Source organism: Seonamhaeicola sp. NFXS20 (genome assembly GCF_049132085.1).
Classification (GTDB): Bacteria; Bacteroidota; Bacteroidia; order Flavobacteriales; family Flavobacteriaceae; genus Seonamhaeicola.
On sequence record NZ_JAFMPU010000007.1, the window covers coordinates 70,154 to 87,179 of the forward strand.

17 protein-coding genes and 1 CRISPR repeat array (1 of these 18 only partly in view) are annotated in these 17,026 nt (G+C 30.9%); of the genes, 7 read left to right on the forward strand and 10 right to left on the reverse strand.

Translation table 11 applies throughout. The features are described from left to right. The first annotated feature begins 58 nt into the window (after positions 1-58). A complete protein-coding gene (locus J1D01_RS11305) occupies positions 59-415 on the forward strand; it encodes a hypothetical protein (RefSeq protein WP_421150882.1) in 357 nt (118 codons plus the stop codon). Here J1D01_RS11305 and J1D01_RS11310 read toward each other — a convergent pair. Then, positions 404-1,351: an NAD(P)H-dependent flavin oxidoreductase gene (locus tag J1D01_RS11310; RefSeq protein WP_421150883.1), complete on the reverse strand. Its 948-nt coding sequence runs from the start codon at positions 1,349-1,351 to the stop codon at positions 404-406. The two genes, J1D01_RS11305 and J1D01_RS11310, sit on opposite strands and share 12 nt — an antisense overlap. A gap of 179 nt (positions 1,352-1,530) precedes the next feature. Between J1D01_RS11310 and J1D01_RS11315 the strand changes: the two genes are divergently transcribed. After that, positions 1,531-2,031 (forward strand): nicotinate-nucleotide adenylyltransferase, encoded by a 501-nt coding sequence (locus J1D01_RS11315; protein WP_421150884.1) that lies wholly within the window; start codon positions 1,531-1,533, stop codon positions 2,029-2,031. Here the strand turns inward: J1D01_RS11315 and J1D01_RS11320 are convergent. The 8 genes from J1D01_RS11320 to ung all read right to left on the reverse strand — a co-directional run bounded on the left by J1D01_RS11320 (position 2,028) and on the right by ung (position 9,917). Next, positions 2,028-3,251, reverse strand: a complete 1,224-nt coding sequence (locus J1D01_RS11320) for a class I SAM-dependent rRNA methyltransferase (RefSeq protein WP_421150945.1) — start codon at positions 3,249-3,251, stop codon at positions 2,028-2,030. The two genes, J1D01_RS11315 and J1D01_RS11320, sit on opposite strands and share 4 nt — an antisense overlap. Then, a complete protein-coding gene (locus J1D01_RS11325) occupies positions 3,251-4,333 on the reverse strand; it encodes an AMP-binding protein (protein WP_421150885.1) in 1,083 nt (360 codons plus the stop codon). Before J1D01_RS11325 ends, J1D01_RS11320 begins: the two co-directional genes overlap by 1 nt. Positions 4,334-4,337: 4 nt before the next feature. Further along, positions 4,338-5,294 (reverse strand): CPBP family intramembrane glutamic endopeptidase, encoded by a 957-nt coding sequence (locus J1D01_RS11330; protein WP_372937123.1) that lies wholly within the window; start codon positions 5,292-5,294, stop codon positions 4,338-4,340. A 10-nt stretch (positions 5,295-5,304) separates the two neighbouring features. Further along, positions 5,305-6,348 carry an o-succinylbenzoate synthase gene (locus tag J1D01_RS11335; protein ID WP_421150886.1) on the reverse strand — a complete coding sequence of 348 codons (1,044 nt, stop codon included), beginning with the start codon at positions 6,346-6,348 and terminating at the stop codon, positions 5,305-5,307. Further along, positions 6,349-7,026 (reverse strand): metal-dependent hydrolase, encoded by a 678-nt coding sequence (locus J1D01_RS11340; protein WP_421150887.1) that lies wholly within the window; start codon positions 7,024-7,026, stop codon positions 6,349-6,351. It abuts the gene before it with no gap. Between the two features lie 43 nt (positions 7,027-7,069). Continuing rightward, on the reverse strand, positions 7,070-7,972 hold the full coding sequence (menA, locus tag J1D01_RS11345; RefSeq protein ID WP_372937126.1) for a 1,4-dihydroxy-2-naphthoate octaprenyltransferase: 903 nt from the start codon (positions 7,970-7,972) through the stop codon (positions 7,070-7,072). A gap of 1 nt (position 7,973) precedes the next feature. Continuing rightward, positions 7,974-8,813, reverse strand: coding sequence for a 1,4-dihydroxy-2-naphthoyl-CoA synthase (locus J1D01_RS11350; protein ID WP_421150888.1), 840 nt, complete (start codon positions 8,811-8,813; stop codon positions 7,974-7,976). 438 nt (positions 8,814-9,251) lie between these two features. Beyond that, positions 9,252-9,917: a uracil-DNA glycosylase gene (ung, locus tag J1D01_RS11355; protein ID WP_372937128.1), complete on the reverse strand. Its 666-nt coding sequence runs from the start codon at positions 9,915-9,917 to the stop codon at positions 9,252-9,254. A gap of 64 nt (positions 9,918-9,981) precedes the next feature. On the opposite strand from ung, the gene J1D01_RS11360 reads away from it, so the two are divergent. Continuing rightward, positions 9,982-11,475: a YfcC family protein gene (locus tag J1D01_RS11360; protein WP_421150889.1), complete on the forward strand. Its 1,494-nt coding sequence runs from the start codon at positions 9,982-9,984 to the stop codon at positions 11,473-11,475. On the opposite strand, the gene holA is transcribed toward J1D01_RS11360, so the two are convergent. After that, the gene (gene holA, locus J1D01_RS11365) at positions 11,476-12,480 is read right to left on the reverse strand and encodes a DNA polymerase III subunit delta (protein WP_421150890.1); all 1,005 of its coding nucleotides are present in this window, start codon (positions 12,478-12,480) and stop codon (positions 11,476-11,478) included. Between the two features lie 26 nt (positions 12,481-12,506). Between holA and J1D01_RS11370 the strand changes: the two genes are divergently transcribed. From J1D01_RS11370 to J1D01_RS11385, 4 genes are all read left to right on the forward strand, one after another. Further along, a complete protein-coding gene (locus tag J1D01_RS11370; RefSeq protein ID WP_421150891.1) occupies positions 12,507-12,953 on the forward strand; it encodes a type I restriction enzyme HsdR N-terminal domain-containing protein in 447 nt (148 codons plus the stop codon). Beyond that, positions 12,950-13,939, forward strand: a complete 990-nt coding sequence (locus J1D01_RS11375; protein ID WP_421150892.1) for a glycosyltransferase family 2 protein — start codon at positions 12,950-12,952, stop codon at positions 13,937-13,939. Before J1D01_RS11370 ends, J1D01_RS11375 begins: the two co-directional genes overlap by 4 nt. A 108-nt stretch (positions 13,940-14,047) precedes the next feature. Further along, positions 14,048-14,887: an OmpA/MotB family protein gene (locus J1D01_RS11380; protein WP_372937132.1), complete on the forward strand. Its 840-nt coding sequence runs from the start codon at positions 14,048-14,050 to the stop codon at positions 14,885-14,887. A gap of 103 nt (positions 14,888-14,990) precedes the next feature. Further along, complete coding sequence (locus J1D01_RS11385) at positions 14,991-16,151, forward strand: T9SS type A sorting domain-containing protein (RefSeq protein ID WP_421150893.1); 1,161 nt, start codon at positions 14,991-14,993, stop codon at positions 16,149-16,151. 280 nt (positions 16,152-16,431) lie between these two features. Next, a CRISPR array of direct repeats spans positions 16,432-17,026; the repeat unit is 46 nt; unit sequence GTTGTGAATTGCTTTCAGTTCTTTAAATTTATGGATGATTCACAGG; it runs 2,489 nt beyond the window's last position.

The window sequence follows — 17,026 nt, forward strand, 5'->3', positions numbered from 1 at the left end:
TAAGGGTTGTATTACATTTTTTAATAAAATTACTGCTGATTAACCAAACCAACCTTTTATGAAAATTTTAGTAACTGTTATAATTTTATCATTCACAGGCTTATGTGAAGCGCAATTTATTTCAAATGATGGCGAGTACCATTTTGCTGCAGGAGCGGTAATATCTGCTGGCACTTATACCATTGTATATACTTCTACAAAAGATAAAAAGAAAGCTTTTTGGTATAGTTTAGGAGCCTCTACTTTGGCAGGTGTAGCTAAAGAAGTTATTGATAGTACCGAAGAATACAACAGGTTTGATGCTGGTGATATGGCTGCAACATCTCTTGGTGGATTAACAGCTACTGTAACTCTAAGTCTTTTTGTTGGTAAAAATAAAGCTAAAAAGCGTAAACAAGCACTGCTAAATTACTAGCTTTTTAACAATCTCTTTAGTTGGCAAAATGGCCTTGGTATGCTCTATACTGGGGCCAGCAACCCAAACTGTTTTATAGGTAACTTTGGTAGCTGCGTTTTTAGTGGCATTCATGCCTATTGAAAAACGAATCATTTTAACCCACTTTTTTAATGTTCTGTTTTTATTAAGTAGGTTTTCAATCCATGTGGCTTTAGTACCTATTTTTTTCACATAAGGCGTATTGATTACGGTACAAGGTGTGCCTGAAATACGCTCTGTCATTACAATATCTTCTGCACCATAATCAACACAAGCTTGTTTGTATTCATCTGTAACTTGGGCTTCAACCGATGCTATAAACGGACTACCAACCGATACACCTGCAGCACCATAACTAAGCATTTTATCAATATCGGCTTTACACCCAACACCACCTGCTGAAATTATAGGGATATGGCAATTAGCAACTAATTGAGTAATTAATGCTTTAGGTGATATATTGCCTCTATGCCCGCCAGCTTCATTATTAACTGCTATTATAGCATCTGCACCTAATGCTTCAACTTTTTTTGCAAATTTTAAATCTACAACATCACAAAATACTTTAATACCTGCTTTATGAGCTTGTTTAATGGTTTCTTCTGGGCTACCTAAAGAGGTTATAATAAAATCGCAGCCTTCTTCACAAATAACTTCTAACTGTGCTTTGTATTTAATGTTTGATTTATTAACTATTAAATTAAATCCAAAAGACCCTCCTTCAACTTTTTCATTTTTAAGTGTTTTAATGGCTAAACGTAACTCTTCTAATGTTCTATAATTTAAAGCAGGAATACAACCTGCAATACCACTTTTCATGGCTTCTTTTACCATATCTACATTAGATACTAAAAACATGGGAGCCTGAATTATAGGATACTTAATTTTAAGTAATTCGGTTAACGTTTTAGACATTATATTAAGGATTTATACAAATATAAAAATATTATGCATGCATAACAACTAATAATCAGTTAGTTAATCTATTATTATATGATTACTTTATAAATAACTGAAAACATGACATTTATCATTTTTATATTATGCATGCATAGTTAATTTTGATACATCAATTTATTATAAACTACTCTGCCATGAAAAACTCTATTATTGGTTTGTTTTTGTTAGTAATAAGCTTTCAAATGAATTCACAAACTATTGAATTACCAGACACTTTTATTTCTTTAAATTATGAATATCTAGAAGCTTTAGAAATAGAAAATGAGCCTCTACGTGTTAAAAAATTAGAAGAAACTGTTCTAAATTATAACAACAAAGCAATTTCTGATTTATGCGATACTGATAAAGATGTTGTTAATGTTTCTTTTTATGTTGATAATTGTAACATCATAGCTTCTTATGATAAAAATGGAAAAATAATTAAAACTATTGAAAAGTATGACAACGTAAGATTACCACTATCTGTTATGCAAGCCATTGCTAAACAATACCCAGATTTCGGAATTATTGAAGATGTGTATGTAGTTAAATATCAAAGCAATAGCAATACCGTAAGAAAAGAATATAAAGTAAAAATTAAAAGTAAAGACGAAATATTAACCGTTAAAACCAACGAAAAAGGAGACTTTATTTAATTTTTAAAGCGATAATACGCACATTTTAAATAAGCGCCTTCTGGAAAAGAAACGGGATGGTCTACATCATGAAGGGTATTTAAAATATTTTTAAATGCCCTTTTTTGTGTTTGTAAAGTTTGAAGATTAATATCAAAAAAAGATTGAGCCAATACCCTTGATGAACAAGAAGCTAAAACCAACAGTCCGTTTTTAGCCGTTAATTGGGCACCTAATTGGGCTAATTGAGCGTATTTCTTTTTTGCTAACTCTATTTCTGTTTGTTGTTTTGCAAAACTTGGTGGGTCTATAACAACTACATCAAACGTTTTATTATTATTTATTAGCTTTTTTAATTCAACAAAAGCATCACCCGCAATTGTAAAATGTTTACCACTATAATTATTTAACTTTCCATTTTCATAAGCAATTTCTAAGGCTTGTTTGCTTATATCTAAACTGGTAACTTCTTTAGCACCGTTGTATAATGCATGTACTGAAAATCCGCCAGCATAAGAGAACACATCTAAAACGGTTTTATTTTTACTGAATTCTCCAACCTTTTTTCTGTTGTATCTATGATCTAAAAAATACCCTGTTTTATGACCTTTAATGACGTTTGCTGAAAATTTAACACCGTGTTCTACAAAGGCTACTACGTCATTTTCTAGAGTTCCGAACACAACATCACCATCTTTTAATTGATGATTTTTAGACTGTTGTAAGGTTCTGCTTAAGCGCATTACTATAGTTTCTGCCTTTGATACTTTTTGTAAAGAATTTAAAACTGTTTCTAAATAAGGCAACCAAATTTCAGAGTATAATTTTACAACTAAAACGTAATTATAAACATCGGCAATAAGCCCAGGGAAACCATCATTTTCGCCAAAAATCAATCTATAACTATTAGTATTAGTTTCTAACAGCGGTAATCGTTTTTGAAAAGCTTGTTCAATTTTATTTAAAAAGAAAGATGCATTGATTTCAGCTGCTTCAAAATGCATCATTTTTATTCTTATTGGTGAGTTTGCATCATATAAACCCAAGCCAATAACTTTGTTTTTCCGTTTACTAAAAATAATGGCTAAATCTCCAGTAGTTGCTTCATCATTAATTTTAACAATACTGTTAGAAAATACCCATGGATGATTTTTGGTTACAAACTGCTCTCCTTTAGCGTTTAGTTTTACTGCTAAACGTTTTGATGTATTTGTGTTTTTAATTTTATCTGAAAACACAATTATTTTTTCAATAATTCTAAAGTTTTTTTACGATGAATTTTACCTGACAAGGTTTTAGCAAACTCTGGTAAATAATATACTTCTTTAGGCACTTCATATTTATCTAACACATTGAAAATTGATTTATCTATTGATTTATCTATGGTTTTTTCTTCACCTTCAATTACCATAATTAACTTATCTCCCAGAGTATCATCATGTAAAGAACCAATAAAAAATTCTTCCTTAATTTTTCCTCTTAACTTCATTTCTATCTGCTCTGGGTATAAATTAATTCCTCCAGAAATAATCACATTATCATATCTACCTAACCAGTTAAATGTTGTATCAGAATAAATTTCAACAATATCATTTGTAACTACCTTTTCGCTAGTTAAGTTAGGAGCTTCTATTACTAAGCAATTACGATCATCTTTTGAAACGGTAACACCTGGAAGCGTTTTAAAATACTTCTCTGTGGGTTCACCTGTAAAATTATTCAACTTTCTAACGGCAATATGAGAAACCGTTTCTGTCATTCCAAAAGTTTCATAAACCTGCGTTTTCTTATCTTGAACTAATGCTTTAATATGGTCTGAAACACGTCCACCGCCAACAATAGCCGTTTTTAAAGATTTTAAATGCTTAGCAAAATTTTTAAGTTGCATGGGTGTAAAAGCACAAAAATCATAGTCTTTATGTAAATCTATTCTTGGGCTTACAGAAGGTCTAACCATATCTAACTCTAAGCCTAAAATAATGGCTCTAACAATCATCATTTTACCAGCTATAAAGTTAGAAGGCAAACAGTTTAAAACCTTTTTACCTGGAGATAAATTAAAGAAATCTCCTGTTGCTATAGCAGAATTTACCATAGCTTGTTTTTTAATTTTTAGTTTTTTAGGTTTTCCGGTAGATCCTGAAGTATTTACAACAACATAATCTTTATTATCTAACCAATCTAACAAAAAATTACCTAATTCTTCTTGATAAGGTTCACCTTCTTTTACATAACTGTAGGCTACTTCCATTAGGTCATCATAAGAGTAATGATGACGCTCTAACTTAAATCTATTATGAACTTTGGTATAATCTGGTATCATATATTTATTCTAAAATTTTGTAATCTTCACTTGGTGGAGGCGTTACGCTTCCAAATAATTTATCTTTCCAATTGGTCCATTTATATTTTTTAGAAAGAATAAAAAGCAATATAGGAAACACCACAAAAACAGGGAAGAAAATTTCCATAAAACCTATTTTCCCAGGGTCTGACATGTCTTTTAATACTGAATGTGTTTGAAATGCTGTCCAATCGGCAGTTACTAAAAGGGCTGTAAATAAATTGTTGGCTGCATGAAAGCCAAGTGCTAATTCCATACCTTCATCCATAAGAGTTATTATCCCTAAAAACAAACCTGTACCAATGTAATACACCATAATTACATAGCCTAATTTTTCTACCTCAGGGTTAGCTATATGAAGTAAGCCAAAAACGGTTGATGTTATAATTAGGGGCACCCATTTATTTTTAACAATAACCCCTATACCTTGCATTAAATAACCTCGGAACAAATACTCTTCAAAACTTGTTTGTAAAGGCACCATGACTATGGCTATAACACAAAGAATTAAAAATGGCACTAACTTAAAGTTAAGTTGATAATCTTCAGGCGACACAAAATATTCACCTACTATAAAACTACTAGAAATTACCCCCCATAAAATAAAAACAAACCAAAAGCGTTTCCAATCAATCTTTTTTCTGCTTGTGGTTAAGTGTGTTAAGTTTTGTTTATGCAAATACTTTGCAACCAATAATACAGCTACTAAACCAACTGCAAATGATAAAAGCATTAAAAACAAACTTAAATTGGGTTCTAAAAGTGATAGTAATTTAGACTCATCTAAATTGGTCATTCCCTCTCCATTGCTATAGGCCTTAGCAAAAACCGCTACTGTAAAAGGTATTTGTCCCACAACTACAGCAATAGCAATAATTATAATACCTACTATATACCGCCACCAATCATGTAAAATATTAAACGCCTGAGCTATATACATTCTAATAATTTTAAGTTAAAAGATCAAAATTCCAAGTTTGCTTTTTATTATAGCGCAAGTTACCATTTTTTACTTGTAATGGGCTATCAAAATTGTTTGTAAATAAACTTCCGGTGCCCAAACCTTGTGGTAACTTGCTCTGCTTTATATAAGTATATTGCGCTATAGCATTTAACCCAATATTACTCTCTAATGCGCTGGTAATCCACCAACCTATTTTATTTTGTTCTGCAATATTAATCCATTCATCACTTCCAGCAAAACCACCTACTAAACTAGGTTTTAATATTATGAATTGCGGATTTATAGTTTGTATTAATTTACGCTTTTCTGTTACAGAAAAAATGCCTATTAATTCTTCATCTAAAGCTATTGGCAAAGGGGTTTGCTCACAAAGTTTTGCCATATCTTCTATTTGCCCTTGTTTTATTGGTTGCTCTATGGAATGTAAATTGAATTCTGATAGTATTTTTAATTTATCTAAAGCTTTGGAAGGTGTAAAAGCACCGTTAGCATCAACTCTAAGTTCAATTTCGTTTGAAGTGAATGATTGACGAATAGATTTTAATAAATTACACTCGGTTTGAAAATCTATGGCTCCAATTTTCATTTTAATACAAGTAAAACCCGCATTAATTTTTTCTTCAATTTGCTGTTTCATGAATGTCTCAGAGCCCATCCAAATTAAACCATTTATAGGAATACTGTCTTCGCTTTGCGTAAATTTGGACGGAAATAACTCAAATTGATCTTGAGCCATTAAAGATTTAAAAGCCATTTCTAACCCAAATTGAATGCTAGGAAATTCAATTAATTCAGATAATAAGTGCTTTAATGGTAGATTTATATTTTTACAAACCCATTTGAGTTTTTCTTCGTAATCTGGTCTGTCATCTGCAGAGAGTCCTCTAAAAAGTCCGCACTCACCTATACCTTGTGTTTCGTTTAATTTTAAAATAAGAAACCAAGTTTCTTTAGTTTTTAAAATACCACGAGAGGTGCCACTAGCTTGTTTAAAATTTAAAATGTACTTTTTATATGAAGCTTTAATCATTTACAATTCTATAAACTCTCCTATGTTAAGAAGCATGAGGTCTTTTCCTTTTTCAAAAAATTTTCTTTTAGCTGTATCATGGTCTATTTCAATATAACCAAAGGTATCAAAATGACAGCCTAAAACTTTATCACATTCAACAAAATCACTTGCTACAATAGCATCATCAATACCCATAGTAAAATTGTCTCCTATTGGCAAAATGGCCAAATCTAATTTAGTTTGCATGGGTATTAATTTCATATCAAAAGTTAATGCCGTATCGCCAGCTATATAAATATTTTTGTGCTCTCCTTCTATTACAAAACCACCGGGTTGCCCACCATAACTTCCATCTGGAAAAGAAGAGGTATGTATAGCATTAACATATTTTACGGTTCCAAACTCAAAATCCCATTTACCACCATGATTCATTGGGTGTCCTTCAATACCTAAATTACCAAAATGGGTTACAATTTCATAATTTGAAATAACTTTAGCCCCAGTACGTTTGGCTATAGCTTCTACATTTAACATATGGTCTTGATGTGCATGCGTTACAAGAATATAGTCTGCTTTTAGAGTATTTATATTTATTTTAGAAGCTAATGGATTTCCTGTAATAAACGGATCTACAAGAATATTAACATCTTGTATTTTAATACTAAAACTAGCATGACCTAAAAATGTAATTTTCATTTTTTAAAAGTTTAATTTTTACACAGAAAAGTACAAAATAATTTTACATTAAATGTCCTATTCCCATTAGAATTGCCATAAAAAAAGTTGTTAAAGCTATTTTTTTTAATTCAGGATCTAATAGTTTAGGATTGGTGTTTTTATTAACTTTTTTTAAATGAAGTATTAGCGGAATATAGGCTGGTATAAAAATTAAATTAAAAGGAGAAGTATAATATAATATTCCAAAAAAGCTAGATAAAACAATAGCTGAGATTATTAGGAAAAAATGATAATACTTTACACGTTTTTGACCTAACTTAACGGCCAAAGTAATTTTGTTAGATTTTTCATCTGAAACAATATCACGCATATTATTTAAGTTTAATACAGCTGCACTTAACAAACCTATAACACAAGCTGGTAATAATGTAACATGATGTATGGTTTTTGCATACAACACATAACAACCGCAAACACTTACCAAGCCAAAAAACAAAAACACAAATAAATCTCCTAAGCCCCTATAGCCGTATGCGTTACTTCCAACTGTATAGCGTATAGCAGCCATAACACATAAAACTCCTAAAGCAAAAAATAGCATTGTTAATAAAAAATACTCAACTCCAAAGGATGCAAATATTAAAGACACCGCCAACGCAATGGTTATTAAAACATTTATTTTAATTGCGTTAAACATTTCTTTAGGAGAAATTTCACCAGATTGAATAGCTCTATCGGGACCAATTCTTTCGTCATTATCGGTACCTTTTACGCCGTCTCCATAATCATTAGCTAAATTTGACAGAATTTGTAAACTCAATGTTGTAGCTATTGCCAAAATAAATATTAACCAACTAAAATAACCATTGTAAGCCGCTAAACAAGACGCTATTATGATTCCAGAAATTGATAAAGGAAGCGTACGAAGACGCATTGCTGAAATCCAAACAGAAAAACGCTTCATATTATGGAATCCATTTTTTTTCAAAGTTAGGCGCTCTTTTTTCTAAAAATGCATTGCGCCCTTCTTTGGCTTCATCTGTCATATAAGCTAATCTGGTGGCTTCACCAGCAAAAACTTGCTGTCCTACCATACCATCATCAGTTAAATTCATTGCAAATTTAAGCATTTTGATAGATGTTGGAGATTTTGCTAATATTTCTTGTGCCCATTCATAAGCTGTATTTTCAAGCTTATCATGGGGTATAACAGCGTTTACCATACCCATTTCAAACGCTTCTTGAGCAGAATAATTTCTACCTAAAAAGAAAATCTCTCTAGCTTTTTTTTGCCCTACCATTTTAGCCAAATACGCCGACCCATAACCTCCGTCAAAACTAGTAACATCAGCATCGGTTTGTTTAAAAATAGCATGCTCTTTACTGGCAAGCGTTAAATCGCAAACTACATGTAAACTATGTCCGCCACCAACTGCCCAACCCGGAACAACTGCTATTACTACTTTAGGCATAAAACGAATTAAACGTTGTACTTCTAAAATGTTTAAACGATGATACCCATCTTCACCTACATAACCTTGATGACCTCTAGCCTTTTGATCGCCACCACTACAAAATGAATAAACGCCATCTTTAGTAGATGGCCCTTCGGCAGATAATAATACAACACCTATATTTACATCTTCATTGGCATCATAAAAGGCGTCATAAAGTTCACTAGTTGTTTTAGGCCTAAAAGCGTTACGTACATTAGGTCTATTAAATGCTATTCTAGCAACACCATTACACTTTTTATAAGTTATATCTTCATACTCTTTTGCTGTAACCCAATTAACTGTTTCCATTTATTTTGGTTTTCGTCAAAAATAAATTTATTTCAACAAATACATACATATTAATTAAATAATTTTGCTCTTAAAAAATTATCAGTTTGCATTAAATATTAAGTAAATATTAAGCATTTATTAAAAAACAAGAATAAGTAGAAGTACGCATTGTTTTGTAGTATTTTTTTTAATAATTTTGTTTTAAAATTAACTAAGACAGGTTTAAATCGCATTTAAACGATAAATAATGTATTTTTACCAGCAAAAACCCCAATGCCTATGTTATTAACAATTACTCTAATTATTTCTTTACTTGTTGGTATAAATTTTTTATTACTAAAATTTAGTATAAACAAGACAAAGAAAACATCCAAATCTAACAAAAAGCCTATTGTTGTATTGAACCCTCAAATTTCGTTAAGAAATTCTGAAGAATTAGCTCCAACAGGAAGTTAATCACCATTTTATTGGTATTTTTCCAATACTTTTAATAAAAGTATTAGCTTTAGTAAAGTGCCTATTCCCAAACCAATACCCTCTATTTGCACTTAATGGGGATGGGTGACCTGAAGTTAACACATGATGTTTTGAAGCATCAATTAATTTCGCTTTCTGTTTAGCAAATCCTCCCCAAAGCATAAAAACAACATCGCTTTTATGCTCACTAATTATTTTTATCACTGCATCTGTAAACGTTTCCCAACCTTGTTTTTGATGGCTCCCGGCATTATTTGCTCTCACAGTTAATGTAGCATTTAATAACAAAACACCTTGTTTAGACCACCGTTGTAAATCACCACTTTTTGGATAAGGAACCCCTAAATCACTTTCAATTTCTTTAAAAATATTAATTAGTGATGGTGGGTGTGCAATACCATCATGTACTGAGAAACACAATCCGTTAGCTTGCCCTGGACCATGATATGGGTCTTGTCCAATAATTACCACTTTTACATCATTAAAATGACAATAATTAAACGCATTAAAAATCTTTTTACCAGGAGGGTAACAAGTATAATTTTTATATTCAAACTTTACAAAATCAACTAAGGCTTTAAAGTAAGGTTTTTTAAACTCAGGTTCTAAATAGGGTTTCCAACTTTGGTGTATATCTACATTCATATCATTTATTTGAAAAACGAAACTAAAATAATATTATCTTCGGGGGAAATAAAAATATTTTAGATTGAAAAAATTAAAGTTTCCTACAGCACAAACAATTTTATTAATTATTGCTGCATTAACAGCTCTTCTTACATGGATAGTTCCTTCTGGTAAATTTGACACTTTAACCTATAATAAATCTAAAAATCAATTTATTAGAACAAGTTTAGGTAAAACAGAAATATTAGAGGCTTCTTCAGAAACCTTAAAACAATTAGAAATTAAAATTCCCCTTGAAAAATTTACAAATGGTGATATTTGGAAGCCTATTAGTATACCCAACACTTATAAAAAAGTAGAAGCTACCCCACAAGGAATTGTAGCTTTTATAAAATCTCCTATAAAAGGTATTATTGAAGCGTCTAATATTATTTTTCTTGTACTTTTTATTGGTGGTTTAATAGGAATCATGAATCACACAGGAGCCTTTGATGCTGGTATATCATGGCTTGCCATTACTTTAAAGGGACATGAATATGTTTTAATTATTTTAGTTACCACGCTTATTGCTTTAGGAGGAACAACCTTTGGGCTTGCCGAAGAAACAATTGCCTTCTACCCTATTTTAATCCCTATTTTTTTAGCTGCCAAATATGATGCGATGGTAGCTTTAGGTTGTATATATATAGGTTCTTCAATAGGTACTATGTGCTCTACTGTAAATCCTTTTAGTGCTATTATAGCCTCTGATGCTGCTGGAATTAACTGGACTACAGGTTTAACTGCAAGAATTGTTATGTGGGTTATTGGCTTAACAATTTGTATTATTTATATTTTAAGATATGCTAAACGTGTAAAAAATGATCCTACAAAATCTGTAATATATGATAAGAAAGAAGAGATAGAAGCCTTATTTAAAAAAAACATGAGTACTTCAATAAAGCTAACCCCTAAATTAACCATTATTTTAACGGTATTTGCTTTGTGCTTTATTGTCATGGTAGCGGGTGTATCTCTTTTAGGTTGGTGGTTTGAAGAAATGATTGCTGTCTTTTTTGTTGGGGCTATTTTAATTGGAATTATTGGGCAAATAAAAGAGTATACTTTCGTTGACATTTTTGTTAAGGGTGCTGGTGATTTATTGGGGGTTGCTATTATTATTGGTATTGCCAGAGGTGTTTCGGTACTTATGGATGATGGTCAAATTAGCGACACCATGCTGTATTATGCTAGTACTGCTACAAATGGTATGAATAAGGGTATTTTTATAAACACCATGTTATACATATATGGCGGACTATCCTTTTTTATTCCATCATCATCTGGAATGGCCGTTTTAACCATGCCTATAATGTCTCCGCTTGCCGATGGTGTAGGCATTGGTAGAGAGCTAATAGTTAATGCTTACCAATACGGTATGGGTTTATTTGCCTTTATAAATCCTACCGGATTAATTTTAGCATCATTAGCAATTGTTAAAGTTGGTTATGATAGGTGGCTGAAATTTGTAATGCCATTGGTAATTATTCTAATAATTTTTACCATGATTGTATTAACTGTTTCGGCTTATTTATAACTAGTTTAAAATAATAGAAAGTAGTTCTTTTAGTAAATCGCCTTGCGGAACAGCATTAGCGCTAACACCTTTACTTTTTACATCAAATTTTCTTAAAGTTGCCACTACTGCACTTACTTTTCGCATGGGGTAGTTTCTTGCTGCTGTTATATATTCGTTTACAAAATATGGATTTATTTTTAGAGCAGAAGCTACATTTCTAGGCGATTTATCTTTCAACCCATGAAATTGTAGTAGTTGTGAAAAGAAATTAAATAATAACGATACTGTGACAACCATGGGGTTATCTTTGGGGTTTTCTGCAAAATAATTAACTATTCTATACGCTTTTACAGCGTTCTTCTCCCCTATAGCTTTGCGTAATTCAAAATTATTAAAATCTTTACTTATACCTATGTTTTCTTCTATATGTTCTGGAGATATTTGCGTTTCTTTTGGTAAAATAATTTGTAGTTTTTCTAATTCATTGTTTATTTTACTTAAGTCTGTACCCAAAAACTCCACCAACATTTGAGCTGCTTTAGGAGTAATAGCGTATCCTTTGGGTGATAAAACACGCCTAATCCAATCGGCTACTTGATTTTCATAAAGCTTTTTACTTTCAAAAACAACGCCTTTCTTTTTTAAGGCCTTATAAAGTGCTTTACGTTTATCTATTTTTTTATATTTATAATTAATAACTAAAACCGTAGTAGGTTGCGGATTATCGGCATAAGTGGCTAATTTTTCAATGGTTCTAGAAAGGTCTTGAGCTTCTTTAACTATAACCACTTGGTGTTCTGCCATCATAGGAAATCTCTTGGCGTTACCTACAATATCTTCAACAGTAACATCACGACCATACAAAACCATTTGGTTAAATCCTCGTTCTTCTTCAGCTAAAACATTATTTTCAATAAAATCAGAAATCTTATCTATATAATAAGGTTCTTCTCCCATTAAAAAATAAATGGGTTTTAACTTTTTGTTTTTTATATCGGATACTAATTGTTTGACTTCGTCCATTAAAAAAATTTCACCAAATTTGCGTAGTGCAAAAACTTAATTTTTCTACATATTCGTTTCGTTTCAAAAGTAACGAAAATAAAATTTCTATTTTCGATTGCATTCGTAAAAAGTTTGTGATTTTACAACCCGAAGAATGGGTGCGTCAACACTGTGTTCAATTTTTAATTAATGAAAAAAGCTACCCAAAATCGTTAATTAATGTTGAAAAAGAATTGATAATAAATAACTTAAAAAAACGCTATGATATTGTAGTTTTTAATACCGATGGAAGCATTCATTTAATAGTAGAATGTAAAGCGCCTAATATTGAAATTAAGCAAGGTACTTTTGACCAAATTGCGAGATATAACTTGGTTTTAAATGCTAGCTATTTAATGGTAACCAACGGATTAAATCATTATTATTGTCAAATGGATTTTGAAAAAGAGTGTTATAATTTTTTAAGAGATATACCTAGTTACTCAAAATGAAAATAGCCGTAGTTATATTAAATTGGAATGGAAAAACGTTGTTAGAACAATTTTTACCTTCGGTTATTACACATTCTAAAGAAGCAACCATTTATGTAGCAGATAATGCATCAACTGATGATTCTGTTGCCTTTTTAAAAGTCAATTATCCAGCAATTAAAATCATTCAAAATAAAGAAAATGGTGGTTACGCTAAGGGCTACAATGATGCTTTAAAACATTTGAATGAAGATATTTTCTGCCTGCTAAATAGTGATATTGAAGTTACTAAAAATTGGTTAACCCCAATTTTAAAAACCTTTAAAGAAGCCCCCAACACTGCAATTATTCAGCCTAAAATACTAGATTACAAGCAAAAAAACTATTTTGAATATGCTGGAGCTGCAGGCGGTTTTATTGATAAATACGGCTATCCGTATTGTCGTGGTAGAATTTTTAATACCATTGAAAAAGATAACAACCAATACAACGACACTACTGAAATATTTTGGGCTTCTGGGGCTTGTTTATTTATAAGAAACCAAGTTTTTAATAAGCTTAATGGATTTGATGCCACCTTTTTTGCGCATATGGAAGAAATAGATCTTTGTTGGCGGGCAAAAAACCTAGGCTATAAAGTGCTTTATGTTGGAAACTCTAAAGTATATCATGTTGGCGGCGCTACTTTAAAAAACTCCAACCCACAAAAAACATTTCTTAATTTTAGAAATAGTTTATTTATGCTCACTAAAAATGCTAGCAAAAATTTATTTTACATTATTTTAGTACGCCTTATTTTAGATGGTGTTGCAGGACTTAAATTTTTATTAGAAATAAAACCACAACACACATTTGCTATTATAAAAGCGCACGTAAATTTTTACTTAAACTTAAAACAACTACTACAAAAACGAAAAACCTTAAAAAACACTATAAAACATTATCAAAGAACCTCTATAGTTGTTGATTATTTCGTAAATAAAAAGACAAAATTCAACAGTTTATAATTAGAACGCAAAAGTTTTGTTAACATTAGTAATTTACGTGGTTTTTTACATATTTTTGTATTAGAAATTTAGATAAAATTAATCCGTGTAATTTTCTTACAACCTATTATGAAAAAACTTTTATTATTAAGCTTATCATCTCTATTAGTATTAAGCTCATGTGTTTCTAAAAAAGAATACACTGCACTACAAGAAAAACAAAAAGAAACTCAAGATTTATTAAACTCTGCTACCGTTAAACTAAACTCTTGTTTAGAGGAAAAAGCATCGTCATCAGCAAGAGCAGAAGCTTTAGAAGAGCAAATTGCAGACTTACGTAAGAATAATGAAAACTTACAAATGTTATCGAGTAAAAGTGCTAGTAGTATTGAAAAAACGCTTGAAAGCATAAAAGAAAAGGAACTTAAAATTAATCGTCTTCAAGATGCTTTAACTAAAAAAGATAGTGTTACTTTAGCTTTAGTAACTAGCTTAAAACGTGAAGTTGGAATCAATGACCCAGATATTGAAGTAAATGTTGAAAAAGGTGTTGTATTTATTTCTATTGCAGATAAATTATTATTTAAAAGCGGTAGCTATATTGTAACTTCAAAAGCAAAAGATGTTTTAGCTAAAGTTGCAAAAGTAATAAACAGCAAACCAGAATTTGAAGCTATGATTGAAGGTCATACAGATAACGTACCTTACAGAAAAGAGCCTTTATTAGATAACTGGGATTTAAGTGTTAAACGTTCTACATCTATTATTAGAGTGTTACAAGATTTAGGTGTAAACCCAAAACAACTTATTGCAGCAGGACGTGCAGAATATGTACCTTTAGTTGATAATGATACTGCTGAAAACAGAGCAAAAAACAGACGTACACGTGTAGTTGTATTACCAAAAATCGATCAGTTCTATGATATGATTGAAAAAGAAATGAAAAATCTTTCTGCTGGTAACGAATAATCTATACCTTAAATAATAATAAAAGCCCAACCGTAAAGGTTGGGCTTTTTTTTTGTTTTTTTTTATTTTTATAGTCCCAAAACTATAACAAATAATATTAAACATGAAAAAAACCTACTTAACGGCTACGGCCTTATTTATCACGTCTTTAACTTTTGCGCAACACGCTTTTGTTATTGATAATTTTGAATTTGACCCTACACCTAATTATATAACAACAGGTGATTATTTTAACAATTCTAAATCATATTTTGGTGTCACCTCACAAAATGAAGCCGATGTTGATGTTGATAGAGCCGGCGTTCACTTTTTTGGTGCTCAACAACTTAATGCTGCACCGCATATATTATCCTATAATCCTATAGATATTAGTGGTGTAAATGAACTTACTGTAGCTTTTGCTGCAGCAGAAGACGATGCAAATGTTGGAGAAGATTGGGATGCCAACGACGATAAAGTTACTTTTCAATACAAAATTGATAATGGTGTATGGCAAAATATTTTTGTTTTTACAGGTTCTGGTACAGATACGGCTCCGCAACTTGATACCAATTTTGATGGTGTTGGAGACGGAACTATATTAACAGATGAAATGCAAGATTTTGATGCAGTAATATATAACTCTGGAGGTGCTGGAGAAAAATTATACTTTCAAATTGTTTTTGAAGGTTTAACCGAAGAAGATGAAGATTTTGCTTTAAGTTACTTTAATATAATTGCTGAACCAGACTTGTTTCCAAACCCAAGCATTACTTCTCCTAGTAACGATGCTCAATACCCTAACGGAACTGGTAGTGTAACTATTAATTACCATATAGATAATACAGCAGACGCTGCAGAAATTTGGGCTAATGATTTAAAAATAGCAGACTTAACTACACTTACAGGAAATGGTTCTTTTAGCTTACCCGTTTCAGACAATATGGGATATGACTATACTATTTATGTTTTAGTTGATGGTTATGTAGTTGAATCTGCTTCTAGGTATTTACAAGTAGGAGATCCTCTTTCTGTTAAAAACAACGAAATAGAAGGATTTAGCATTTACCCTAACCCTGTTAGAAATAATAAATTCACCATTTCTTCTGCTAATAGCAACGCATCTAAAGAAGTAAAATTATACAATATCCTCGGGGCATTAGTTTTAAACAAAACTATTAATAACAAACAAAGTATTAATGTAAGCAATTTAACTACTGGAGTTTATGTTTTAAGAGTTACCGAAAATAATAAAACAGCAGCAAGAAAATTGATAATTAAATGATTTTAATATTCAATAGTTTATAATAAATAAAGGAGCTTTAATAGCTCCTTTATTGATAGCTTAATTTTATTTTTTTATGTTAAAAAATATCCAAACTCCCTTTACCTTTAATAAATTTAAAGGTATTTTAAAAATCTAAAGCAATAGAATACAGTTGCGAATTGCTTTATTCACCAATCCTATTTTAAACTAATGTGTTCATCGGTCGCTGCGCTCGGTCAGTTCTTTAAATTTATGGATGATTCACAGGTAATATAGCTGTCTATTATAAATATAATGCGTTGTGAATTGCTTTCAGTTCTTTAAATTTATGGATGATTCACAGGAAGCTGGAATTATACGCAGTACGTTGACCGTTGTGAATTGCTTTCAGTTCTTTAAATTTATGGATGATTCACAGGTCGTTACTCTCAAGATGCATTTGTATATCAGTTGTGAATTGCTTTCAGTTCTTTAAATTTATGGATGATTCACAGGAATATTAATTGAATTATAAAATGAAAATGAGTTGTGAATTGCTTTCAGTTCTTTAAATTTATGGATGATTCACAGGGGGATACAGATAAAGAAGGTAATAAGATTAGTTGTGAATTGCTTTCAGTTCTTTAAATTTATGGATGATTCACAGGTCCATTTTCACAAAGATTATAAATCTTCGCGTTGTGAATTGCTTTCAGTTCTTTAAATTTATGGATGATTCACAGGAAGTATAGTATTTATTTATTTATTTAGACGTATTGTTGTGAATTGCTTTCAGTTCTTTAAATTTATGGATGATTCACAGGACTAAATTCGTTCCAATGATATAAATACCAGTTGTGAATTGCTTTCAGTTCTTTAAATTTATGGATGATTCACAGGAGTATAGTATTTAT